At 69.7% G+C, this 23,599-nt stretch carries 22 protein-coding genes; 16 read left to right on the forward strand and 6 right to left on the reverse strand.

The window, feature by feature from the left end; translation table 11 throughout:
* Nucleotides 1-28: 28 nt before the first annotated feature.
* The gene (locus tag ACZ56U_RS04960; RefSeq protein ID WP_469082620.1) at nt 29-895 is read left to right on the forward strand and encodes a class I SAM-dependent methyltransferase; all 867 of its coding nucleotides are present in this window, start codon (nt 29-31) and stop codon (nt 893-895) included.
* Nucleotides 896-1,072: 177 nt separating this feature from the next.
* Here ACZ56U_RS04960 and ACZ56U_RS04965 read toward each other — a convergent pair whose 3' ends face one another.
* A complete protein-coding gene (locus ACZ56U_RS04965) occupies nt 1,073-1,495 on the reverse strand; it encodes a glycosyl hydrolase (protein WP_469082621.1) in 423 nt (140 codons plus the stop codon).
* Nucleotides 1,496-1,586: 91 nt separating this feature from the next.
* Nucleotides 1,587-3,845: an ATP-binding protein gene (locus ACZ56U_RS04970; RefSeq protein ID WP_469082622.1), complete on the reverse strand. Its 2,259-nt coding sequence runs from the start codon at nt 3,843-3,845 to the stop codon at nt 1,587-1,589.
* Nucleotides 3,846-4,206: 361 nt separating this feature from the next.
* Here ACZ56U_RS04970 and ACZ56U_RS04975 point away from each other — a divergent pair, with 361 nt between their 5' ends.
* From ACZ56U_RS04975 to ACZ56U_RS05020, 10 genes are all read left to right on the forward strand, one after another.
* Nucleotides 4,207-5,868 (forward strand): FAD-dependent oxidoreductase, encoded by a 1,662-nt coding sequence (locus ACZ56U_RS04975; protein ID WP_469082623.1) that lies wholly within the window; start codon nt 4,207-4,209, stop codon nt 5,866-5,868.
* A gap of 215 nt (nt 5,869-6,083) precedes the next feature.
* Nucleotides 6,084-6,569, forward strand: a complete 486-nt coding sequence (locus tag ACZ56U_RS04980) for a hypothetical protein (RefSeq protein WP_469082624.1) — start codon at nt 6,084-6,086, stop codon at nt 6,567-6,569.
* Nucleotides 6,570-6,689: 120 nt separating this feature from the next.
* Nucleotides 6,690-7,337, forward strand: coding sequence for a class F sortase (locus tag ACZ56U_RS04985; protein ID WP_469082625.1), 648 nt, complete (start codon nt 6,690-6,692; stop codon nt 7,335-7,337).
* A gap of 171 nt (nt 7,338-7,508) precedes the next feature.
* Nucleotides 7,509-8,642, forward strand: a complete 1,134-nt coding sequence (locus ACZ56U_RS04990; protein WP_469082626.1) for a SchA/CurD-like domain-containing protein — start codon at nt 7,509-7,511, stop codon at nt 8,640-8,642.
* 71 nt (nt 8,643-8,713) lie between these two features.
* Complete coding sequence (locus ACZ56U_RS04995; RefSeq protein ID WP_469082627.1) at nt 8,714-9,172, forward strand: cupin domain-containing protein; 459 nt, start codon at nt 8,714-8,716, stop codon at nt 9,170-9,172.
* A complete protein-coding gene (locus tag ACZ56U_RS05000) occupies nt 9,169-10,437 on the forward strand; it encodes a beta-ketoacyl-[acyl-carrier-protein] synthase family protein (RefSeq protein WP_469082628.1) in 1,269 nt (422 codons plus the stop codon). Before ACZ56U_RS04995 ends, ACZ56U_RS05000 begins: the two co-directional genes overlap by 4 nt.
* A complete protein-coding gene (locus tag ACZ56U_RS05005; protein ID WP_469082629.1) occupies nt 10,434-11,681 on the forward strand; it encodes a ketosynthase chain-length factor in 1,248 nt (415 codons plus the stop codon). Before ACZ56U_RS05000 ends, ACZ56U_RS05005 begins: the two co-directional genes overlap by 4 nt.
* 56 nt (nt 11,682-11,737) lie before the next feature.
* Entirely contained in the window at nt 11,738-11,995 is a 258-nt protein-coding gene (locus ACZ56U_RS05010; protein WP_469082630.1) for an acyl carrier protein, read from the forward strand.
* 1 nt (nt 11,996) lies between these two features.
* Complete coding sequence (locus ACZ56U_RS05015; RefSeq protein WP_469082631.1) at nt 11,997-12,476, forward strand: SRPBCC family protein; 480 nt, start codon at nt 11,997-11,999, stop codon at nt 12,474-12,476.
* Between the two features lie 20 nt (nt 12,477-12,496).
* Nucleotides 12,497-12,829 carry a TcmI family type II polyketide cyclase gene (locus ACZ56U_RS05020; protein ID WP_469082632.1) on the forward strand — a complete coding sequence of 111 codons (333 nt, stop codon included), beginning with the start codon at nt 12,497-12,499 and terminating at the stop codon, nt 12,827-12,829.
* Between the two features lie 68 nt (nt 12,830-12,897).
* On the opposite strand, the gene ACZ56U_RS05025 is transcribed toward ACZ56U_RS05020, so the two are convergent.
* The 3 genes from ACZ56U_RS05025 to ACZ56U_RS05035 all read right to left on the reverse strand — a co-directional run bounded on the left by ACZ56U_RS05025 (nt 12,898) and on the right by ACZ56U_RS05035 (nt 16,628).
* The gene (locus ACZ56U_RS05025) at nt 12,898-13,947 is read right to left on the reverse strand and encodes a methyltransferase (RefSeq protein WP_469082633.1); all 1,050 of its coding nucleotides are present in this window, start codon (nt 13,945-13,947) and stop codon (nt 12,898-12,900) included.
* 42 nt (nt 13,948-13,989) lie between these two features.
* Complete coding sequence (locus ACZ56U_RS05030) at nt 13,990-15,051, reverse strand: right-handed parallel beta-helix repeat-containing protein (protein WP_469082634.1); 1,062 nt, start codon at nt 15,049-15,051, stop codon at nt 13,990-13,992.
* A 149-nt stretch (nt 15,052-15,200) separates the two neighbouring features.
* A complete protein-coding gene (locus ACZ56U_RS05035) occupies nt 15,201-16,628 on the reverse strand; it encodes a cellulose binding domain-containing protein (RefSeq protein ID WP_469082635.1) in 1,428 nt (475 codons plus the stop codon).
* Nucleotides 16,629-17,202: 574 nt separating this feature from the next.
* On the opposite strand from ACZ56U_RS05035, the gene ACZ56U_RS05040 reads away from it, so the two are divergent.
* Entirely contained in the window at nt 17,203-18,042 is an 840-nt protein-coding gene (locus ACZ56U_RS05040) for a GntR family transcriptional regulator (RefSeq protein ID WP_469082636.1), read from the forward strand.
* A gap of 245 nt (nt 18,043-18,287) precedes the next feature.
* On the opposite strand, the gene ACZ56U_RS05045 is transcribed toward ACZ56U_RS05040, so the two are convergent.
* Nucleotides 18,288-18,785, reverse strand: coding sequence for a pyridoxamine 5'-phosphate oxidase family protein (locus ACZ56U_RS05045; protein ID WP_469082637.1), 498 nt, complete (start codon nt 18,783-18,785; stop codon nt 18,288-18,290).
* Between the two features lie 484 nt (nt 18,786-19,269).
* Here ACZ56U_RS05045 and ACZ56U_RS05050 point away from each other — a divergent pair, with 484 nt between their 5' ends.
* The 4 genes from ACZ56U_RS05050 (at nt 19,270) to ACZ56U_RS05065 (ending at nt 23,081) form a co-directional block, all read left to right on the forward strand.
* On the forward strand, nt 19,270-20,073 hold the full coding sequence (locus ACZ56U_RS05050; RefSeq protein ID WP_469082848.1) for an alpha/beta fold hydrolase: 804 nt from the start codon (nt 19,270-19,272) through the stop codon (nt 20,071-20,073).
* Nucleotides 20,073-21,353: a SpoIIE family protein phosphatase gene (locus tag ACZ56U_RS05055; RefSeq protein ID WP_469082638.1), complete on the forward strand. Its 1,281-nt coding sequence runs from the start codon at nt 20,073-20,075 to the stop codon at nt 21,351-21,353. Before ACZ56U_RS05050 ends, ACZ56U_RS05055 begins: the two co-directional genes overlap by 1 nt.
* Nucleotides 21,350-21,688, forward strand: coding sequence for an STAS domain-containing protein (locus tag ACZ56U_RS05060; protein ID WP_469082639.1), 339 nt, complete (start codon nt 21,350-21,352; stop codon nt 21,686-21,688). The genes ACZ56U_RS05055 and ACZ56U_RS05060 overlap by 4 nt, the downstream gene beginning before the upstream one ends.
* A 124-nt stretch (nt 21,689-21,812) precedes the next feature.
* Nucleotides 21,813-23,081, forward strand: a complete 1,269-nt coding sequence (locus ACZ56U_RS05065) for an MFS transporter (RefSeq protein ID WP_469082640.1) — start codon at nt 21,813-21,815, stop codon at nt 23,079-23,081.
* The last annotated feature ends 518 nt before the right edge of the window (nt 23,082-23,599 follow it).

Consider the following 23,599-nt stretch of genomic DNA (forward strand, 5'->3'; position numbering starts at 1 on the left):
ATTCTGGTCGTCAGCACAGGAGGCACCCGTGCCGGACATCGTCAACACCGAGCAGGCCCAGGCGTGGAACGGCCCCGAAGGAACCCACTGGGCGCGCAACCAGGACCGCTGGAACGCCGTGAACCAGGGCTTCAACCAGCCCCTTCTCGACGCCGCCGAGATCGCCGACGATCACTGGACCCTCGACCTCGGCTGCGGCTCCGGGCAGACCACGCGCCTCGCTGCGCTGCGGGCGCCGCAAGGGCACGCGCTGGGCCTTGACCTGTCCGGCCCGATGCTGGCCGAGGCGCGGGCCCAAGCGGAGCGAGAGGGCATCACGAACGTCTCCTTCACACAAGGCGACGCGCAGGCGCACCCGTTCGAGGCGGGAGTGTTCGACGCGGCGATCAGCCGCTACGGGGTGATGTTCTTCGCCGACCCCGTAGCGGCATTCGGCAACGTCGGTCGTGCGCTGCGGCCCGGCGGGCGCCTGGCGTTCGTCTGCCCGGCCGACGCCGCACGCAACGACTGGGTGCTGGCCATGGCAGCACTGCGCGACTTCCTCCCGGTCGGCGACTTCGGTCAGCCGGGGGTGCCCGGCATGTTCTCCCTGGCCGCGCCGGACCGCATCCGCGAGGTCCTCACCGAGGCGGGATTCACCGGCATCACCATCGACCGGACGCAGGCCTACGGGACATGGGGCGACGGAGCCGAGGACGCGGCGGAGTTCCTGCTGGCCACGGGCCCCGGCCGGCACCTGATGGAGCAGGCCGACGCGAGCACACAGGCCCTCGCCGGCCGCACCCTGACAGACCACCTGCGCGACCACGAGGACACAGACGGAACCGTCCGGCTGCGCAGCACCTCATGGCTGGTGACGGCGGCCAGACCGGCCGAGGCAGCGGACAGGACCTAGCTCGGCCGGCCCGGCCGGGCGTCGCCGATGCCGTCGCGCTGCTTGTCGGGTGTGCGAGAGATGGCCCCGCGTCGTGCAGGGGCGGACGATGACGGCCCCACCTGGTTCCCATTGGACAGCTGACGCAAGCCTGCGGACGGACCCGGTGCACAACCGGGCCCGTCCGGAAGCCGGACCCTAGTACCAGCCGGTGCAGGTGATCGCCGTGTTGTACCCGGAGTCCCCGCAGGCCCGCATGAGGTAGCCGTTGGCGTCCTTCCAGGCTTCGGTGTGGACGCTGGTGCCCGCGTCGATCTGGCGCCAGCCCAGCTGCGGTTCCCAGGTCCTGCCGCCGTCGTGGCTGCGGTCGACCCAGACGTGCATGCCGACGGAGCCGTTGGTGACCCGGCCCCAGGCACAGGTGTTGTTCCCGGAGCCGTTGTACCGCAGCTCGAAGAGCTGACCCCTGGCTCCGACCGCCGAGCGAGCGGTCCCGGTCACCTGGCTGGTGCTGCAACCGTCCGCGGCAGTGGCGGTCGAGGCAGCTCCGGACATGGCCAGCAGTCCCGTGGTCATGGCCAGCGCCGAGACGGTGGCCGCGACCTTCGTGTTGGTGCGCATGTGGCGTGTTCCCCCTTGGGAGCCTTGGGCTCTCGTGGTCGGTTTCGGCTTGCGTGAACCATCCTGCTGTCGGGTCGTCAGGGGGAACAGTTCACGAACCGTCCACGTGTGAACGGTCCGCCGGAAGCCGATCGAGCTGTCCCTGCACCTCCTCGGCCTCCCGGTCACGGCCCTGCCGCCGGTACAGGTCGCGGGCTTCGCGCCACACCTGCCGGGCCTGGTCGTGCCGGTCGAGGGCGGCGTGCGGATGGCCGAGCCGCTCGAGCGTGTCGGCGGCCTCGTAGAGGTTGTCGAGATCGCGGTAGAGGTTGATGGCCTGGCGGTAGTGCTCGACCGCGTCGAGGTGGCGGCCGCTGTGGTGGTCGATGTAGCCGAGGCTGTCCAGGGTCTGCGCCTGCCCGTTCACGTCCTGGTGCTGCCGGTACAGGGCGAGGGCGGCCTGGCAGTGCCGGCGCGCGGTGTCGTCGGCTTCGCCGGAGCCGGACGCTTCGCCGAGGAGCGCGGTGTACCAGCCCACGGCGTTGAGTGCGTTGGCCTCCGCGATCGGCTGGTCGAGGCCGCGGTAGAGGTCCAGTGCGCGCCTGGCGTGCTCCAGTGCCCGGCGGCCGTCCGGCCAGATCGACGCGAGCGTGTAGTGGGCCTGGGCCTGGAGGGCACGGTCGTTCTGCTGTTCGCTCAGGGCCAGGGCCTGGTTCAGGGCGTCGATCGCCTCCTGATGGTGTCCGAGCACGACGTGGGCGCGGCCGAGGAGCCGCTGGGTGAGGATCTGGGCGCCGGGATCGGGCAACCGGGCCGCGGAGTCGACCGCGATGCGCCACACGGCGAGCTGGTCCTGACGGTGTCCTCGCCGGTAGTGGTAGTCGTTCAGCGTCCAGGCCAGCTGCCATGCCGTACGGTGCCACGCGTGCGTGACGGCGGTGCGTTGTGCGGCGAGCAGGGTGCGGTGCTCGGTGTCGAACCAGTCCATCGCCGCCGGGATGTCGGGCAATACCAAGGGGCGGCAGCCAGGGTCCAGCGGTCCGAGCTCGATGGGCTCGCGGTGGGAGTCCAGGAGGCGGGCGGCGGCGTGCGCGGTGTGCGTGTAGTAGGCGAGGACCCGCCGCAGCGCCGAGCGCCGTATGTCGTCGGCCGGGGCATGGGCGGTGGTGGCGTAGCGCCGGATGAGGTCGTGCATGCGGTAGCGGCCGGCTGCGTCCCGGCTGAGGAGGGAGGCCTGTTCCAGCCTGCGCAGTACGGTCCTGGTCCAGCTCAGGCCGCGGCCGGTGAGGCTGGCGGCGGCGTGCAGGCCGGTATCGGGTCCGGGTGCGATCGCCAGCAGCCCGAACACCTCGGCCTCCTCGTCGGTCAGCGCGCGATGGGACGACGAGAGCACGGCGGGCAGACTCGCCGCGGGGTCGGCGTCGTCGAGTACGTCGAGGGCGTCGTCGCGCAGTTCGTCGGCGAGCTCGGCCAGGGACAGGTGCGGATGGGTGTGGGCTCGCCCGGCCATGATGCTCAGCGCCAGCGGGAACCCGCCGCACAACTGGATGAGTTCACCTACGGCCGCTGGTTCGGCTTCGATACGTGCCGTGCCGATCCGGGCGACGAGCAGCGCGCGGGCCTCGGTGTCGGGCAGTGTGTCCACGGACAGCAGGTGGGCACCGTGCCCGGTGATCAGGCCCGACAGCCGGTTGCGGCTGGTGACCGCCACGGCGCAGCTGTCGCTCCCCGGCAGCAGCGGGGTGACCTGGGCGGTGTCGACAGCGTTGTCGAGCACCAGCAGCATCCGCTTGTCCGCCACCAGGCTACGGAACAACGCCGCCTGCGCGTGCGGGGCGACGGGGACGCGGTCGGGCTCGACACCCAGCGCGTCGAGGAACCCGCGCACCGCCACGGCCGGGTCCATCGGATCGCTGTCGGGGCTGAAGCCTCGTAAGTCGACGAAGAGCTGCCCATCGGGGTAGCGGTCGGCGTTGCGGTGCGCCCAGTGCAACGCCAGCCACGACTTGCCCACTCCGCCGGCGCCGGCGATCGCGGAGACGACCACGGTAGCCGTCTCGCCCGAACCGGCCCGCATCGCGGAGTCCAGCAGGTCCAGTTCTTCCAGGCGGCCCACGAACGGCGCGGGCGGGGCGGGCAGTTGGCGCGGCACGGGGACGGTCGGGGGCTCCGCCGTGGCCGCCGCCGCGGCCAGCAGTTCGTCCAGTTCCGCCGACCGCAGCTCGAGCGCCGCGGCCAGTTGCCGCACCGACGCGAGCTGGGGGTTGCGGCGTCTGCCGGTCTCCATGCCGCGGATCGTGCTGACCGAGATGCCGGAACGCTCCGCCAGCGCCTCCTGGGTCAGCCCCGCACGCAACCGAAACCGGCGCATCGCCGCAGCGAAGTGATCTCCCACAGGAACCTTCCTACCAGGGGGATCAGCCATCCGTGACCGGTTCGACGGCACCGGCACCACCCCCGCACACGACTTCGCACGGGCCCGCCGGATGAGCAGCCCTCGGCAGCTTGCCCACGGAAGGAGGAGCGCCTGATGGTTCACCCTCAAGCGAGTCCTCCGGCGACGTGGTCCGGTCGCGTTCGGTGGGACGTGGAGCGTGGACGTGTCCGCTGTCTCGGGGAACCCGGCGCGTTGAGCGGGTGAAGCTTGGGCCCGCGCTTGTGCCGAGGGGCATGCATGTGGTTCGCGGCCGAAGCCGGTCGAGTCGACGGGCACAACCAGCTGGAGGCGGGCCATGGACCCAAGAGACCACCACACCGACCACACGACCCATCACGTCCCTGTCCTCATCGTCGGCGGTTCTCTCGTCGGCCTGTCGACCTCGCTGTTCCTGAGCCGGTTGGGCGTACGGCACACCCTGGTGGAGCGCCACACCGGCACCTCCATCCACCCTCGTGGGCGCGGGAACAACGTTCGTACGATGGAGCTGTTCCGCACGGCCGGGGTCGAGCCGGCGATCCGGGAGGCCGCCGCCACACTGGACGACAACCACGGGATCCTCCAGACACCCACCCTGGTGGGTGACGCGGGGGAGTGGCTGTTCAAGGAGATCGACGCGGGTGGCGCACTGGCCCGCTTCAGCCCCAGCTCATGGTGTCTGTGCAGCCAGAACGACCTGGAGCCGGTGTTGCTCGAACACGCCGAGCGGCTCGGCGGCGATCTGCGCTACGGCACCGAACTGCTGTCGTTCGACAGTGACCCCTCCGGCGTCACCGCGGTGGTCAAGAGCCGGGAGACCGGCGAGCACACCACCATCCGCGCGGACTACCTCGTCGCCGCGGACGGCCCCCGCAGTCCCGTTCGCGAGCAGCTCGGCATCGCCCAGAGCGGCCCCGGCGACCTGTTCAGCAACGTGAGCATCACCTTCAGGTCCCGCCGCCTGGCGGATGTCGTGGGCGACCGCCGCTTCATCGTCTGCTACCTGACGGACCCGGCGGCCGACGGTGCCCTGCTGCCCGTGGACAACCGTGAGAACTGGGTCTTCCACGCCCCCTGGCATCCCGAACACGGCGAAACCCTGGAGGAGTTCACCGACGAGCGGTGTGTCGAGCACATCCGGCGCGCGGTCGGAGTGGCCGACCTCGACGTACAGGTCACCGGCAGGGCTCCCTGGCATGCCGCCCAGCGGGTCGCCCGCAGCTACCGGGCAGGACGGGTCTTCCTGGCGGGCGACTCGGCCCACGAGATGTCCCCCACCGGGGCCTTCGGCTCCAACACCGGCATCCAGGACGCACACAACCTCGCGTGGAAACTCGCCGCGGTCCTCGGCGGATGGGCGGGGGAGGGGCTCCTGGACACCTACGACGCCGAGCGGCGCCCGGTGGCTGAGGCGACCAGTGCCCGCGCCGCCGAACGGTCCGTGGAGCACAGCCACCCCGGTTTCGCCCCGCCGCCCGGCATGGGCGGTGGCGGTGGGCCGCAGCGCGGCATCCTCAACGCGGTCCTGGGCTACCGCTACCCACGCGGCGCCGTCATCGGAACCGACCCCGAGACTCCGGTCGTACCGGAACGCTTCGACCTGTCCGGGGAACCCGGCAGCAGGGCACCCCACTTGGCGGTACGTCACCGAGGCGAGCGGATCTCCACGCTGGATCTCTACGAACGGTCCTTCGTCCTGCTCAGCGACGCTGATCACCCAAGTGGCTGGCACGAGGCGGCCATCCGTGTCGCCGAGTCGATGTCCGTCCCCCTGACCTCGTACCGGGTGGGGAGCGCTCCCGATGCCGAGCTGACGCCCGAGGGCGAGACGGACTGGTCGGCCGTGCACGGGACGCCGCCTGGGGGCGCCGTACTCGTCCGGCCCGACGGGTTCGTGGCCTGGCGGGCCGCAGCACCGGAACCTGACGCCGAGTCGGCACTGCGCCATGCCCTGAGGACACTGCTGGCAGCGGTCTGACCTCGGGATACAGGGCCGGCCGCCCCCATGAGCGGGGCCGGCCGGCCCTGTCGTGCCTCGTGATCCCGATCCCGTCGGGATCCAGGCGTGTTCACCCGAGTGATCGTCCCGAGTGGTGTGAGACAGGCTGCGCCCTGACGGTGGATCACGTCGAGGGCAGGCCACCTCAGCTGACGAACTGGCAGCTGCCCGCTCCTCGGCGGAGGGAATGTCAGATGCACTCTGCTCGCATGCTTCTTGCCACCGCGGCGGCTTCGACCGTCCTCGTTCTCGGCGCACCCGGCGCCTATGCGGCCGGGAACGACTGGGAGGACCACACGGACGCCTCGTACAGCAAGGAGCACGACAAGGACAGCGGACACGAGTCGCCGCGCGGTGGCATGCACACCGGTGGTGGCGCCCTGACCGCGGTGAACGCGGACGGATCGGACCCCACGAAGGACTCCAGGTTCGACCCGGAGACGTACAAGGACAAGGACAAGGAGGACTCCGGCAGCGGCAGGCAGGAGCAGGACTGGAGCGGCAAGCACGACGGCGACGGGTGGAGCGGCCGCGGGGAGAAGCCCAGCGGCGGCATGCACACCGGAGGCGGCGCGCTGGCCTCGCCGGCCGTGACCGCGGGCGGGCTGGCCGTCCTGGCGGTCGTCGGTACGGGTCTGTACGCGGCACGCCGTAAGAAGACCGCTGAAAGCGTGGCCTGACCCATGCCGGGTGCGATAGCCGAGCGGGCCGCCACGCACGTGTCGCGTGGCGGCCCGGCCGGCCCCCCCGTGCCCGTTTCTCGTCCGAACTTCCGCCGTGCCCTGATGAGGTAGCGTCCGATGGCAGACCGTCCCTCTTCCCCCGCGGACAACCCGCCCCGCACCAACTTGCTGGTGGTGGCTGCGGCAGCGGCCCTGGCACTGGCCATGGTCCTGTTCGCAGGCAACGACACCCCGTCCGACGCCTCCCGCGCGTCACAGGCCCCGCACACCGCCGCCGCGGCGCCGCCGGCCGGACAGGGCGCCGGGAAGCGTCTGCCGCGAGCGAGGCCCGTACGCCTGGTCATTCCGAAGATCTCCGTCGACGCGCCCTTCACGGAACTCTCCATCGGTCCCAACGGACAGCTCCAACCGCCCCCGGGAGACGACACCAATCTCGTCGGTTGGCATGCCGGGGGAGCCTCCCCGGGAGAGGCGGGCACGTCGATCATCGCCGGGCACGTCGACACGGCGACCTCGGCGGCTGTCTTCGCGGACCTCGGAGAGCTGAAGAAGGGGGATGTCTTCGAGGTCAGACGATCCGACGGGCGCACCGCGTCCTTCGTGGTCGACACCGTGGAGACGTTCGACAAGGACAACTTCCCCAGTCGACGTGTCTACGCCGACACGGCCCAGGCGCAGGTCCGGCTCATCACCTGTGCGGGTGACTACGACCATGCGGTCAGGGACTACACGGACAACCTGGTGGTCTTCGCCCACCTGGTCTGAACAGAACTCATCGTTGCAGCCCGGAGATCGTCCACGCGGTCGCATACGAGTCGCGCGCTCGCGGGAGCGGGCTGAGGATCGAGGGGATCGAGGGGCTCGAGGCACGTCGGAGGCGTATCGACGTGATCGAGATCCATCCGGTTCCTTCCCGGCCAAGGAGATGTGCGCAGGATGACCACCACGTCCGATCGTGTTTCGGAATCTCTCATGCGAGAGGCGTCACAAGGCGTCGCTCAGTCCGTCTTCGACGGTTCCCGGCTGCGGGTCGTCCTGCTGGTGGACGTCTACGACGGCGCCCAGCAGCAGTTCCTGGAGGCGTACGAGCAGCTGTGCAACCAGGTCGCGTCTGTCCCCGGACATGTCAGCGACCAGCTGTGCCAGTCCATCGAGAACCCCTCGCAGTGGCTCATCACGAGCGAGTGGGAGAGCGCCCCTCCCTTCCTCACCTGGGTGAACAGCGAGGACCACGTACGGATGGTGCAGCCCTTGCACAGCTGCGTCCGGGACACCCGCTCCCTCCGCTTCCACATCGTCCGCGAGACCGGCGGCCCGGCGGCGGGCAGCGAACCCGGCACCCGTCGGCTCCAGGCGTCACCCCGCATGGGGGACGGGCTGGTCCGGCACGCGCTCACCTTCACGGTCAAGCCGGGCAGCGAGAAGGCCGTGGCCGAGATCCTGGCCGGGTACGCCTCGCCGGAGTCGCGGGTCGACGACACCACCCAGCTGTGCCGCACCTCGCTGTTCATGCACGGCAACCGGGTGGTGCGGGCCATCGAGGTGCGGGGCGACCTGCTCGCCGCCCTGCGCCACGTCGCCAAGCAGCCCGAGGTGCGCGCCGTCGAGGAAGCCATCAACCCCTATCTGGAGCAGGACAGGGACCTCGACGACCCCGAGGCCGCCCGCCTCTTCTTCACCCGCGCGGCACTGCCCGCCGTCCACCATGTGACGTCGGGCCAGGACAGTGCGGATGCCGTACGGCAGGCGCTGTACTACCCGGCCCGTGCGGGGTGCGGTATGCGCCTGGCCGAGCTGCTCGCCCGTCAGGACGTGGCAGCGCTGGACGATCCGCGCACGCCGGTGTTGCGCAGCACGATCTTCCAGCGCGACGACGTCGTGGTGCGGCTCATGGAGGTGCGCGGCGGCCTCGACAACGTTGCCCTGCCCGGCCTCCCGGACCCCGGCCAGGTGACCGAGCTCATGGAACTCCTGGACGCGGAAGCCCTCGCAGGGGACGCCATCCCCGCCGGCGACCTCACGGTCCCCCGCATGGCACTCGTCACCGACCGCCGGGCGCCCGACGCCTGATCCGCCACGCCGGCATCCGGGCCGTGACGGCCACGTGTCATGCCGAAGTCACACATGTTCGGAGGAACGTCGTGAACAAACGTCCTGGGATCGTTGATCTGAGCGATGTCGAGCCCAACACCCGGCGCGGCGGGGACCTGCGCGCCCTGCTCACCCCCGCCACCGTCGGCTCCACCAGCGGTTTCATGGGCGTGGCCATCGTGCAGCCCGGCGACCGCATCGCCGAGCACTACCACCCCTACTCCGAGGAGTTCATCTACGTCCTCTGCGGGCAGCTGGAGGTGGACCTGGACGGTGAACCCCACGCGCTGCAACCCGAGCAGGGACTCCTGATCCCCGCTCACATGCGCCACCGCTTCCGCAACGTCGGCAGGGTGGAGGCCCGCATGGTCTTCCACCTCGGCCCGCTCGCCCCGAGTCCGCCGCTCGGCCACGTCGACACCGAGGACGCGGACGGAGTGCCGATCGCGGCGGACGCGACCCACTCGGGCATGGGGCGGGTGGCCGGGCTGCCTCAGGTCCGTTCATGACCAGGCGCGTGGCCGTCACCGGCATGGGCATCGTCGCCCCGGGCGGCATCGGAGCACCGGCGTTCTGGGACCTGCTGTCCCACGGACGCACGGCGACGCGGGGCATCACCTTCTTCGACCCCGCCGGGCTGCGCTCGCGGATCGCCGCCGAGTGCGACTTCGACCCGGCGGCCCACGGGCTGGACCCGGAGCAGATCGCACGGTGCGACCGCTACATCCAATTCGCCCTCGCAGCCGGGGAGGAGGCGGTACGGGACTCCGGCCTCGACCTCGCCGCGGAGAACCCGTGGCGGGTGGCGGTCTCCCTGGGCACCGCGGTCGGTGGCACCACCCGGCTGGAGCACGACTACGTGCTGGTCAGCGAGCGCGGCAGTCGCTGGGACGTGGACCACCGGCAGGCCGGCCCGCATCTGCACCGGGCGTTCTCGCCGAGCACCCTCGCCTCGACGGTGGCGGAACGGTTCGAGGCCCGCGGCCCGGTACAGACGGTCTCCACCGGCTGCACCTCGGGCCTGGACGCGGTCGGATACGCCTTCCACACGATCGAGGAAGGTCGGGCCGACATCTGCATAACCGGGGCGTCGGACTCTCCGATCTCACCGATCACCATGGCCTGCTTCGACGCGATCAAGGCGACCTCCCCGAACAACGACGACCCCGCCCACGCCTCGCGCCCCTTCGACGCGGACCGCAACGGCTTCGTCATGGGGGAGGGCGGCGCGGTCCTCGTCCTGGAGGAGCTGGAACACGCTCTGGCCCGCGGCGCACACGTGTACTGCGAGATCGGCGGGTATGCCACGTTCGGCAACGCCTACCACATGACCGGTCTGACCGGCGAGGGTCTGGAGATGGCCCGCGCCATCGAACACGCCCTGGACCAGGCCCGGTTGGACGGTACGGCGATCGACTACGTCAACGCGCACGGCTCGGGCACCCTCCAGAACGACCGGCACGAGACGGCCGCGGTCAAACGGGCCCTGGGCGCGCACGCCTACGACACGCCCATGAGCTCCATCAAGTCCATGGTGGGCCACTCCCTCGGAGCCATCGGGGCGATCGAGCTCGTCGCGTGCGCGCTGTCCCTCAAGCACCAGGTCGTCCCACCCACCGCGAACTACGAGACGCCCGACCCCGAGTGCGATCTGGACTACGTCCCGCGCACCGCCCGCGAGCGCAGGCTGAACAGCGTGCTGTCCGTGGGCAGCGGATTCGGTGGCTTCCAGTCCGCGGTGGTCATGACTCTGCCGAGGGAGAAGACACGATGAGCGGACATCCCCGGCGCGCGGCCGTCACCGGGATCGGGCTGGTCGCGCCCAACGGGACCAGCACCGAGACCTTCTGGAAGGCGACCAAGGAGGGCATCAGCGTCCTGGACCGGATCACCCGCGAGGGCTGCGGGCACCTGCCGCTGCGGGTGGCCGGCGAGGTCCGGGACTTCGACCCGCCGACGGTGGTCGAGGAGCGCTACCTCGTCCAGACCGACCGGTTCACCCACTTCGCGATGGCCGCGGCAGACCAGGCGCTCGACGACGCCGGCCTCGGCCGGAGCACCACCGACGCCGCGCCGTACTCCGTGGGCGTCGTGACGGCGGCGGGTTCCGGCGGCGGCGAGTTCGGGCAGCGGGAGCTGCAAAGGCTGTGGGACAAGGGCAGTCGCTTCGTCGGGCCGTATCAGTCCATCGCCTGGTTCTACGCCGCGAGCACCGGCCAGATCTCCATCCGCCGTGGCTTCAAGGGCCCTTGCGGGGTGGTCGCTGCCGACGAGGCCGGTGGCCTCGACGCTCTGGCGCAGGCGGCACGGGCCGTGCGGCGCGGCACTGACGTGATCGTGGCCGGTGCGACCGAGGCGCCGCTGGCCCCGTACTCGATGGTCTGCCAGCTCGGCTACGAGGAGCTGAGCACGGTCGACGAACCCGAGCGTGCCTACCGCCCCTTCACCTCCGCGGCCTGCGGATTCGTGCCCGCCGAGGGCGGCGCCATGCTCGTCGTGGAGAGCGAGGACTCGGCCCGTCGACGGGGCGCCTCGGTGCGCGCCACCCTGGCGGGCCACGCGGCCACGTTCACGGGTGCCTCCCGCTGGGAGCAGTCCCGCCAGGGGCTGGCCCAGGCCGTCCTGGGCGCCCTGGACGAGGCCGGCTGCGCGCCCGAGGAGATCGACGTGGTGTTCGCCGACGCCCTCGGTGTACCGGAGGCGGACCGTGCCGAGGCGCTGGCGATCGTGGACGCCCTGGGCGCGCACGGCCGACGTGTCCCCGTCACCGCGCCGAAGACCGGCACCGGCCGGAGTTACTCGGCGGCGCCCGTCCTGGACGTAGCCGCCGCGGTGCTCGCACTCGAGCACGGCCTGATCCCGCCCACCCCCAACGTCTTCGACACCTGCCACGACCTCGACCTCGTGACCTCCCGCGCCCGTGCCACCGAACTGCGCACAGCGCTGGTCCTCAGCAGAGGACTCATGGGGTCGAACTCGGCGCTCGTGCTCCGGCGCGGCGCCGGCGACGCCTGGTGACCAGGCATCGCCCGCACTGATCACACCACACCCGACACCACAGGGAGACACACCGCATGAGCGACCGAATCACCGTGGAAGAGCTCGCCGAGCTCATGAAGAAGTCCGCCGGAGTGACCGTCTTGCCGGAGGACCTCCGCAAGCGGTACGACTCCGGCTTCGACGCCTTCGGCATCGACTCCCTCGCCCTCCTCGGCATCGTGGGCGAGCTGGAGAACCGGTACAGCACGCCCATGCCTCCCGACGCGGAGAAGAGCAAGAACCCCCAGCAGTTCCTCGAACTGGTCAACAGCGCACTGCTGGCGGGAGCCTGAGATGGCCGGGCACACCCAGAACGAGATCACCATCGCCGCGCCGCTCGACCTGGTCTGGGACATGACCAACGACGTCGCGAACTGGCCGCGGCTGTTCAGCGAGTACGCCTCCGCCGAGATCCTCTCCCAGGAGGGGAACCGGACCACCTTCCGGCTGACCATGCACCCCGACGACAACGGGAAGGTGTGGAGCTGGGTGTCGGAACGCGAGCCGGACCGCGACTCCCTCAGCGTGCGGGCCCGCCGTGTCGAGACCGGGCCCTTCGCCTACATGAACATCGTGTGGCGGTACGAGGAGGTGCCGGAGGGCGTCCGGATGGTGTGGACCCAGGACTTCGCGATGAGGCCGGACGCACCGGTCGACGACGCCTGGATGACGGACAACATCAACCGCAACTCCAAGGCGCAGATGGCGCTCATCCGGGACCGGATCGAGCAGGCCGCCCGGGAACGCCGGCCCGCGCCGGTGCTCTCCGACTGAGGCGAGAGGGAGGACAGACCATGCACCAGTCCCTGATCGTCGCCCGTATGGCGCCGGAGTCGGCCCTCGACATCGCCAAGCTGTTCGAGGAGTCCGACCGGGGGGAGCTTCCGCACCTCGTGGGAGTCGCCCGCCGCAGCCTCTTCCAGTTCGGCGACGTCTACATGCACCTCATCGAGTCGGAGCGGGACCCCGGACCCGCCATCGCCAAGGCGGCGGGGCACCCGGAGTTCCGGGACATCAGCGAACGGCTGTCGGCCTACGTCACCGCGTACGATCCGGCGACCTGGCGCTCACCGAAGGACGCGATGGCGCACTGCTTCTACCGCTGGGAGCGGGACGCCACCTCCTGAAGCCCTGGTGTGAACGGCCGGTGGCCAGGCACGCAACGCGTGCCTGGCCACCGGCCGTTCGGAGGACATCACCCGGGGATGGTGCAGTCGAACGCATGCAGATAGGGGTTGACCGGGCTGACGTCGTCGATGACCAGGCCCGCCTCCGTCAGCCTGCTGATCATGCTGGCGGTCGTGTGCTTGGCGCCGCCGACGTTCAGGAGCAGCAGCAGGTCCATGGCGGTGCTGAAACGCATCGAGGGGGAGTCGTCGACGAGGTTCTCGATGACCACGACCCGCCCTCCGGGACCACCCGCCTGGATGACGTTGCGCAGCGTGCGCGTCGTGCTGTCGTCGTCCCACTCCAGGATGTTCTTGATGACGTACACATCGGCCTGGACCGGGACGGCCACACGGCAGTCACCGGGCACGAGGCTCATCCGGTCCGCGAGCGCGCCTCCCTCCCGCAACCGCGGATCGGCGTTCGCCACCACACGCGGCAGGTCGAGCAGAGTACCGTGCAGCGACGGGTACTTCTCCAGCAGACTCGCCACCACATGCCCCTGACCGCCCCCGATGTCGGCGACCGAGGTGGCTCCCGACAGATCGAGGAAGTGCGCCACGTCCCGCGCGGACTGCACGCTGGACGTCGTCATGGCACGGTTGAAGACGTCGGCCGACTCCGGTGCGTCTTCGTTGAGGTAGGGGAAGAACTCCTTGCCGTACAGATCCTGTACGACGTTGCGGCCGGAGCGGACCGCTTCGTCCAGCCGCGGCCACGCGTCCCAGGTCCACGGCTCGGTGCACCACAGCGTGATGTCGCGCAGGCTGTGCGGGTCGTCCGCGCGCAGCAGCCGGGACATGTCGGTGTGGGTGAAGGTCCCGTCCGGCCGCTCGGCGAAGACGCCGTAGCAGGACAGGGCCCGCAACAGCCGTCGTAGCGGCTTCGGTTCGGTCTTCACCATGGCCGCGAGATCCTCCGCGGTCTGCGGGACGTCACCGAGGGCGTCAGCGACCTTCAGGCGTGTGGCCGCGCGGAGGGCGGCAGCGCATGCCGCTCCGAAGACGAGTTCCCTGAGCCGCATCGGCGGCGCCGGGGTGGCCGGTGGCGTTTGGGTGGTCTGTGCGGTGGTGGTCATGGGCCGTCTCTTTCTCGCAGTTCATGGGCCTTCCCGGGGCCGTCAGCACAGTCCCGCGGGCTGGGACGCCCGGCAGGAGTTGCCGTCGAAGGTGTTGTCCTTGCCGGTGTCCGTGTTGACGAGATCCGCCGGGGCGTTGCCCTTGAGCTGGTTGCCGGTGATCCGGTTCCGCTGGTTGGTGGTGCCCACGAAGCTCTTGATCAGGACGATGCCGCCCGACATCGACGAGCGGCCGATGTTGTTCGAGACGTGGTTCTTCGTCACCAGGGTGTCCTCGACGCCGGTCAGCACGATGCCGGAACCCTGCAGTGCGTCGAGCCGCGCGGTCTTCGGGCAGGACTTGTTGTTCCCTTCGACACGGTTGTCGCGCACGGTCAGCGCACCGGCCCTCGGCTTGTTCTCGTCACCCACGACGAAGACGCCCGCGCAGTTGCCGGTGGCGCGGTTGTGCGCGACGGTGAGGTTGCGCAGGCGCCGGACGGTGAGACCGATCCGGTTGCCTTTGAGCAGGTTGCCTTCGACGACTGTTCCTCTTGTGTCCTCGGCGCCCTCCTCCGATCTGACGGTGTTCGCGAGGAACAGGCCGGCGTCGCCGTTGTCCCGGGCGGTGTTCTTGCGCAACACGCTGCGGACCGCGTGCTCCTGCGCGATCCCCCACACCCCGTTCTTCGCGGCGGTCACGTTCCGCACGGTCAGCCTGTCGGTCCCCACCGCGAACACCCCGGCCTTCGCGAAGCCGCGCACGGTCAGAGAGGCGATGGTGACGTCCTTGAGGGTCCTGTCCTTCTTGCCGACCACGCAGATGCCGTTGCCGTTCCAGCCACAGCTCTCGGCGGCCTTCGTCCTGGCCGGCTCGAGGACGGTCTCGTGGCCCATGCCGCGCAGTGTGAGGCCGGGCGTGGTCACCTTGACGCTCTGGCGGTAGGTGCCAGGGGTCAGGAGAACGGTGTCGCCCGGCTGTGCGGCGTCCACCACCTTCTGGATCGAATCCCCCGGGAAGACCACGTGGATCATGTGGTCCGCGGCGACCGACGGGGCGGCGCCGAGCCCCACCCCGGCGAGGGCTGTGGCGCATGCCAGGTAGGCGACATGAGTTTTCATCATATTCAACACGTTATGACCAGAAGATCGGTGAACGGGCGCGATAGACCATCCGGTGGCGTGTCACGGTGTGCCGGTGATGCCGGTGGCGGTCCCGGTGAACGGGGGCCGGGGCCCGACGATCCGTCAGGCCCCGGTGCGGAACAGGGAGGTCAGGCGGCGGGGACGTTGTCCTGGAACGTGGTGCCCGCGCTGCGGTACGCCGCCACTTTGGAGGCGACCTGGGCCGGTGTGAGGACCTGGTCCTTGACGTGCAGTACGTAGTCGACCTGCTGGTCGTAGGCCCGCGGGGTGCTGCTGGACAGCCCGCCGAAGTCGATCAGCCACTGGTTGAAGTTGATGGACATGGGCCGCTCCGGCAGGTACGCGGCGTCATGGGTGCCGAAGAGCCGGCCGTCGACGTAGTACTTGATGCTGCTGTTGTCGATGGTCACCACGAGGTCGTGCCAGCCTGCGTAGCTCTGACGGCTCTCGCTGTGCTGGTTGACCGCCACCCAGGGCTCGGCCTGGTAGGTCTCCCAGGACGTGGTGTAGAGGATGTCGGACGGCTCGCCCCAGCCGCCGTTGGGCAGGTACTCGAAGTCGTACTCGGCGTAGTCGTCCGCCAGGGGCGCCTTGAGGTCGTTGATGGTGAAGAAGGTCTGGACGATGTGGTCGCCGTCCGGCCCGGACCTGGGTGCGTCGCTGAACTTGACGCGGGCCGCGTAGGTTCCGTTCTTGAACTTCATCGACTTGGTGAGGATCTCGGTCTGCTCGGTGCTCGCTCCGGTCCCGGCGGTCGAGGTCTCCAGGTTCATGATGGAGTTGCCGGCGACGGTGGAGAAGGTGACGTTCTCGGGGGCCCAGGTGGCGCCGGAGACGCCGGGGCCACCGGAGTTGGAGCGTACGTTCCAGCCGTTCGCCGAGATCTTCGGGTCGGTGTGGCCGGCGTAGTTGAAGTCGTCGAACAGGGTGGCGCCGCCGGTCGGAGGGTCGGTTGGCGGGTCGGTGGGCGGGTTCGTCGGGTCGTTGCCGGCGGGGGCCTGGCCCCACAGGGTGGTGCCGGCGAGTTGGGCTGTGACCTTGGACCAGTTGGCGTACGAGGTCTGGGCGGCGCCGAAGGAGTAGTCGTCGCTCTGGTTCAGCGGTGCCCACGTCGACTGGTAGAAGCGCAGTTGCATGTCGCCGGTGTCGGCGCCGGGCGCGAGAGAGCCGGCCCCGGAGGTGAAGCCGATCTCCAGGTAACGGTCCGCCGTGGCAGTGGGGTTGGTGAGTGTGCCGAAGGTGCCGGTGATGTTGGCGCAGCCCTTGACGGCCCAGGAACACGCGAAGCGGTAGGTGGCGTTCGCGGAGTCCGCCTTGAAGTAGTAGCGGATCTTGACGTTGTGCAGGGAGACGCTGTTGGTGCCGGTGTTCCGCACCTTGAACCAGGGTTCCGCCTGATCGGCACTGGCCCCGGAGGCGCTGGTCCGGTACTGGACGCTCAGGCCGTCGGTGGCCGCGTTCGCGGTGGCCGGGAGCGCGGTGAGTGCGGCGGCGCCCATGCCGACCGCGACGGCGGCGGCTGCGGTGGCGCGCAGTCGGCTCGTGGTGGATCTCATGGTTGTGCCCTCCAGAAAGGTGGGGGTGTTTCCCGGAATGGGACAGGGTGTGCGTCGGGGATGGTGTGGGGTGTGCCTGCGTTTCCCGTCGTCGAGCCGAGCGGTGTGGTCGCTGAGACGGGACCGGAAGTCGGCCCAGTCGGTGGTGAGCGAGGGTGAAGTGACCGGGTGCGAAGGCGGCTTCGGTGGGCGGGGGACGAGAGCGGGCATGCGTCGCTCCAAGGCGGGGTGGCTGGGCGGGCGGTTCAGTCCTTGACTGCGCCTGCCCGTGAGCCGGAGGGGACGTGGTGCTGGAGCGGTGCTCAGGCGGGCGAACGCCGGGTGCGGGGGGACAACATCTGACCACCTGGCCAGTGGAGGCCACTGGTCAGTTCACCTGTTGAGGTGAGGACGAAGGTGGCATAGACCAATTGAGGCGTCAACCCCCTTTGCACACAAGGGTTTTGCTGCGTTGGGCAGCGGCCGAGCCGACGACTTCCGGATGGTCTGCGGCTAAACTTCGGTCGCTGACAGGGGGAGCCACTGGTTCACCACTGGTCAACTGGTCAGCTGGGTTCAGGGCGAGGGGGAACGCATGAAGGCCGACGCACCGGGTGCGGTGCTCAAACGCGAGCGGGTCCGCGACTTCCTCCTCGACCTCGTGGAGTCCCACCGCCCCGGAGACGCCATCCCCTCCGAGCGAGTCCTCTGCGCCCAACTGGGAGTGTCCCGCCCGACCCTGCGCGCGGCGGTGGACGAACTCGTCGCCGCGGGCCTGCTGGTACGCGAACACGGTCGGGGTATGTTCGTGGCACCCGAGAAGATCACGCAGGAACTCGTTACCGCCGAGCATTCCATGACCGTGCCGCCGGCCGCGGGCGCCTGGTCGAGCCGCCTGCTGGAGTTCACCACCCTTTCCGCCGGCGCGCGCGTGGGCCGCAAGCTGCGTATCTCGCCCTCTGCCGAGATCGTGTACGTCGCGCGGTTGCGCCTGGTCGACGGCGCCCCGATGGCCATCGAGCACCTGCACCTCAAGGCCGAGCTGGTGCCCACCTTGTCCGCGGAGGAACTGGAGGCCGGCGACTTCTACGAGCACCTGCGCCGGCAGCACGGCGTGCACGTCCGGGAGGCCGTCCAGGCGATCGAGCCGACCGTCGTCACCCGCGCCGAAGCGGAACTGCTCGACGTCCCCGAGCTGTCCCCGGCACTGCTCTTCGAGCGGCTCACCTCCGACACCAGGGGGCAGCCCGTCGAATACGTCCACTCCATCTACCGCGGGGACCGGTACCGCATCGTCTCCCGGCTCACCCTCGGCCCCGCGGCCACGGCACCATCCGACCGGCTCGGCCACCACCCGGGCATCCCCCCTGGCGACTTCGCCCACCGCGACGCCATCGCGTCCTCGACACGGGGGGACATTCAGTCCGGAGCCTGAGAGGAAACGGCCGTACGGCAGCGACACCCGCGTCGTCACCCGGTGCGCACCGCTGCCCCGCTTCTACCGCTGCGCCGCCACCGTGTTCGCGATCGACCCCGCCGGACCGATCGACTGGGGCGACCTCGCCGGTGGCGCAGGCTATTGCGACCAGCCCACTTCGGCCGCGAGTTCCGGGTGTCCACGGGACTCACGCCGACCCGGTGCGTCGACTCCAGCGGTGACGTCCCGTCGGGCGAGACTGCTCAGACGCCCTCACGCTCGGCACGCCGGCGGACCAGTTCCTCGACCGCGCTGGGCAACGTCGTCTCGAAGTCGATCAGTTTCGCCCACGTCGGGGTCACCACGATCCGCACCATGCCGTCGTAGAGCGAGCGGACCTCGGCCTCCCACGCGACCCGTTGCTCGGGTGTCATCTTGTACGAGCCGTTGATCTGGAGGTACTCCTCCGGGATGCCGTCCACGACGTCCAGCTCGGCACGGCCGCGGATCAGGAGGATCTTGGGTGGGTGCACCTCGGTGTCGATCGTCAGGGCCACCATCGGGTTCTCGCGCAGGGCCGGGAGCTTCGGGGCGTTCTTCGTGGTGCACATGACGATTTCGGCACCGTTCCAGGTGAACGCGATCGGGATGTTCCGGGGCGTGCCGTCCTTCGCCACGTACGCCAGTCGGACCACGTCGCGCGCGAGCAGCTCCTGGCTGATGGGCCGGCCGAGGATCTCGGTGATCTCAGTCTCATGCATGGCTGTTCCTCCAGGGACGTTGTATCTGTCCCTGGGACGTAGCTGTCGGAGGAGTCTCGACATCCTTCGGCAAAGAATTCCCGCCTCTTGTCCTCGTTCTTCTCGCCCTCTTGTTTCTCGCCCTCTTGCGTCAGGGCTGACCCTGCCTGCGGCTGCACACCGGGGCGGAGATGATCACAGCGGTCATGACGGGGAGGCCCAGGGGAGGCCCGTCGCGCCAGGTGGGCACGCGCGTCCGCGCGCCGCGATCAAGAGGCAGCGGGGAGATTGGCATGCACCGGGCGCGACGGGGTAGGCGGGCTGAGTTGGCCGGGGAAGGACACGTGATCTGGGGAGGTCGAAGTGTCCTTTCCCGGCCTCTGACCCTCACGGGTGCAGAACTCGCCGCCGCGCAACCCTTGTGGTCCGCCGGGTGTACCTGTCGAGGTCGACGGGTGTCGGGCCCCTGCTCCTGATGATGAAGAGCAGTGGGAGACTGATGAGTATGGATATCCGACGCAGGAACAACGTCACTGTCAGCGGGTCTGCGGACGGGGCGGTGCTCTTGCTGGCTCACGGGTTCGGCTGCGACCAGAACATGTGGCGTCTGATGGCTCCCGCGCTGGAGAAAAACTTCCGGCTGGTGGCCTTCGACTACGTCGGCTCGGGCCAGGCGGACCCCTCGGCCTGGGACGAGCAGCGCTACAGCTCCCTGGAGGGCTACGCGCTCGATGTGCTGGAGGTCTGTGAGGAGCTGGACCTGCGGGACGTGACGTTCGTGGGGCACTCGGTCAGCGCGATGGTGGGGGTGCTCGCGGCCGCGAAGGCGTCGGACCGCATCTCCCGCCTGGTGATGGTGGCCCCCTCGCCCTGCTACATCGACGACGAGGATTACCGAGGCGGGTTCAGCGCCGAGGACATCGACGAGCTGCTGGAGTCCTTGGAGTCGAACTATCTCGGCTGGTCGGCGGCCATGGCCCCGGTCATCATGGGCAATGCGGACAGGCCGGAACTCGGGCAGGAGCTGGCCGCCTCGTTCTGCGCGACCGACCCGGACATGGCCCGCGTCTTCGCCCGCACCACGTTCCTGTCCGACAGCCGTAAGGATCTCGCGACGGTCACGGTGCCGACGCTGGTATTGGAGTGCCGCCAGGACGTGATCGCGCCCCGTGAGGTCGGCGCCTACGTCCACGACGCGATCCCCGGCAGCCACCTGGTCACGTTGGAGGCGACGGGGCACTGCCCGCAGCTGAGCGCCCCGCAGGCCACCGCCGAAGCGATCATCGGCTTCATGGGAGCGGCGCGGTGATGTGCCGCACCGACCAGGGGCCCGGTCCGGACGGGGAGCAGGACGTGGACGCCACGAACGCGGCGTTCACCTCCCTGCTGGAGGACAGCGCCGAGGAACTGTACGAGCAGGCACCCTGCGGCTACCTGTCGACGTTGATGGACGGCACCATCGCGAAGATCAACGCCACGTTGCTGGAGTGGCTGGGCCTGGACCGGGCCCAGGTGGTGGGTCGGATGCGGTTCACCGACCTGCTCACCGTGGGCGGAAAGCTGTACCACGAGACACATTTCGCGCCGCTGCTGCAGATGAAGGGCGAGGTCAGCGGCATCGCCATGGAGATCAAGGCCTCCGGCGGCCGGATGCCGGTACTGGTCAGCTCGAAGGTGAAGAGCAGCGACGACGGCGACCCCCTGCTGATCCGCACGACCGTCTTCGACGCCCGCGACCGCCGCGCCTACGAGGCCGAGCTGCTGCGCGGCCGCCGCGCGGCCGAGGAAGCACGTCGGCAGTCCGAGGCCGACCGCCAGCGGCTCCAGGAGGCTCTCGCCGTCCTCCAGCAGAGTCTGCTGCCCGCCGAACTGCCGGCAGTCCCGGGCCTGGAAGCCGGCTCGTACTACCACACGGCCTCTCCCGACCTGCTGGGCGGAGATTTCTACGACCTGTTCCCCCTGGGCCCCGGTCGCTGGGCCTTCTTCCTCGGCGACGTGTGCGGCAAGGGCCCCCAGGCTGCGGCAATGACCTCGCTGACCCGCTACACCCTGCGGGCCGCTGCCCTGCACGATGCCGACCCCGTCACCGTGCTCACCACCCTGAACACCGTGCTGCACGAACGGTACGCAAGCGGCGACACCCGCTACTGCACCGCCATATTCGGTGTCCTCGAACCCGACGACGGCCATGTCAGCGTGCGCCTGGCCTCCGGCGGACACCCCTCGGCACTGATCCAGCGCGCTGACGGCAGCGCCGACTACCTCCCCACCCCCGGTGGGCTGCTTGTCGGCGTCCTGCCCGACGCCCCCTTCGCAGCGGCCCACACCACGCTGCTGCCCGGTGACACCCTGCTGCTGTACACCGACGGCCTGACCGAGGCCCGCACCGGACCCGGCCGTGAGCTCTACGGTGAGGACGCCCTGTGTGCCTTCGCCGCCGCCCAGCCCCCGGCAGGCGCGCAGGCATTGATCACCGCCCTCGCCGGACTGGTCGCCTCCTTCGGTGACGGTCTCGACGACGACACCGCGTTGCTCGCCGTCAGTGTGCCCGCATCCGTTCCCACCACCGCGAGCGAAGACCTGACATGACCCCACTGACGATCACCGTCCGAGACGCCGCAACCGGTCCCGTCCTGGAGATCGCCGGCGATCTTGACCACGCGACGGCGCCCGAACTGCGCCGGGTCATGGAAGGCCTCACCCTGACCACCGGGCAACTGCTGGTGATGGATCTGGCGGACCTGACCTTCTGCGACTCCAGCGGGATCAGCACGCTGCTCATGGCCAGAAGCCAGGCCATCGAAGAGGGCGGCGACATAGCTCTGGCCGCCGTCCCCGCCAACACCGCCCGTATCCTGCGCATCGTCGGCCTGGACCAGGTCTTCACCATCCACCCGGACGTCTCCGCAGCCGTCACCCGCTGACGAGGTGCACTCCCGCGTGTGTTTTCCGGGGTCGGCCCCATGCCTGCGTGAGGTACGCCTGTAGGTTCCTGGTCGGTCGCTGAGGACGAGGACCTCACCGGAGTTACCAGGGGGAGCCCGCAGCATGCCCGGCACCACGGAGGCCCTCGGCGGGGCTGCGGTCGACGATGCGGCACGCAGCGTCACACGCCCGTTCTACGTATACGCCGTGCTCGCCAACTCACTGTTCCAACGTGGCGTATTCGTCCTCTTCCTCTATCAGCGCGGCTTCTCCGCCGGGCAAGTGGCCCTCCTCCAGACACTGATCTACCTGGTCAGCGGAGTTGCGGAGTTGCCGACCGGAGTCATCGCCGACCGCATCGGCAGGCGTGCCAGCATCGTGATCGGCCAGGTGCTGATGGCCGGCTGTCTGCTCGGTCAGGTGACCTCTTCCAACTACTGGGTGTTCCTGACCCTGTTCATCGGCCAGGGCGTCGGCATGGCATGCGTGTCCGGCTCGGACACCGCCCTGCTGTACGACCTGCTCGTGCGCCGTGGCGCGACGGCCGACTACGTCAAGGTCAGGTCCCGCTTCACCATGCTCGGGACGGTCACCTCGGGAGTGGCCATCGCCCTCGGCGGCCAACTGCAGCAGTTCTCCTGGGGAGTTGTCTACGTCGGTTCGTCGGCCTGCCTCGTCCTGGCCGTGGTGGTGCTGATGGCCGGGGTGCCCGAGATCCGCGGCGCGGACGCGGTGGACGAGGAGGGTGGAACCGAGAAGGAGCACGGCGACGCCACAGCATGGCGGGCGCTGCTTCGGATCGCCACGCCGGCGCTGGTGACCCTTGCCGTGGTGTCGGGCCTGATGCATGCGACGTTGACGCCGTACATCATCTTCACGCAGAAGACCCTCTCCGATCAGGGAGCGGGCACCGCGTTGGTCAGCGTGGTCATATCGGCGGGATTCTTCGTCGGCGGACTCACTCCCCTGCTGTCGGACCGCGCGGACGCGCGCATCGGGTACCGGGTCATCGTCCCGGCGTCTCTCCTGACGCTCGCCGTGGCGCTCGGCCTCAGCGGCCTCGGCCTTGTCTGGGTCACCATCGCCGCGTTCCTGGTCCTGGTCGGGATTCCCGAGATCACCGCCGTGCTCGTGGACAACGTCTTCAACGAGGCCGTGCCGTCGCGTCACCGGGCGAGCCTGCTGTCGATGATCGCCTTCGTGGAGTCGGCGCTCATCGGCATCGGCTATCTCGTCCTCGGCGCGCTCATGGACAGGATGGGCTCCAGTATGGGCATGGCCGCGTATGCAGCAGTCCCGCTGCTGGCCTGTCTTCTGTGGCTCCCGGTGCTCTTCCGAGGGTCACGCGTGGCCACCGAGACCAAGAAGGCCGCCGAACAGAAGGCATCCTGAGGCAGACCTTCTCGCGGCGCGTCCTACCCGACGGTAGAGGTGCCGCTCAGCGCTGAGCGGGCTGAGCGGGCTGAGCGGGCTGAGAAGAATCGGGCCACTGAGAGAGCCTCAGTGCGGCGACGTGAGCTGATGCCCATGTGAGACCTCTCTTCGGTCAACCGCTCCCGAGCGGCCAGACGTGTCGTGCCGGTGCTGCTGGAGACCGACGAGGTTCACCGCCGTGTATCCGGTGGCCAAGACCTACCTGCGACGCCGAAGCAACCAGCCCACGATCAGCACCACCAGTAGCGACAGCGTGAACGCCCATACGGTTGTCGCGGTGTCATAGGACCGCTACACGATGGCCAGCATGCAGTGCCGCATACCCGGTCTGGGGTGCGCCAGCCCTGCGGAGATCCGGACCGGCATCCGCTCCCGCCGTAGGGTTCGGGCCCGTGCCCAGCGGGGGCGACAGCTCAGCCGGTTGCCGGCGTGCATTGAGCGGTGAGCGGTGCTGGGCCGACGGCATTCACCTGCGT

It is taken from the genome of Streptomyces sp. NPDC034103, assembly GCF_055575395.1.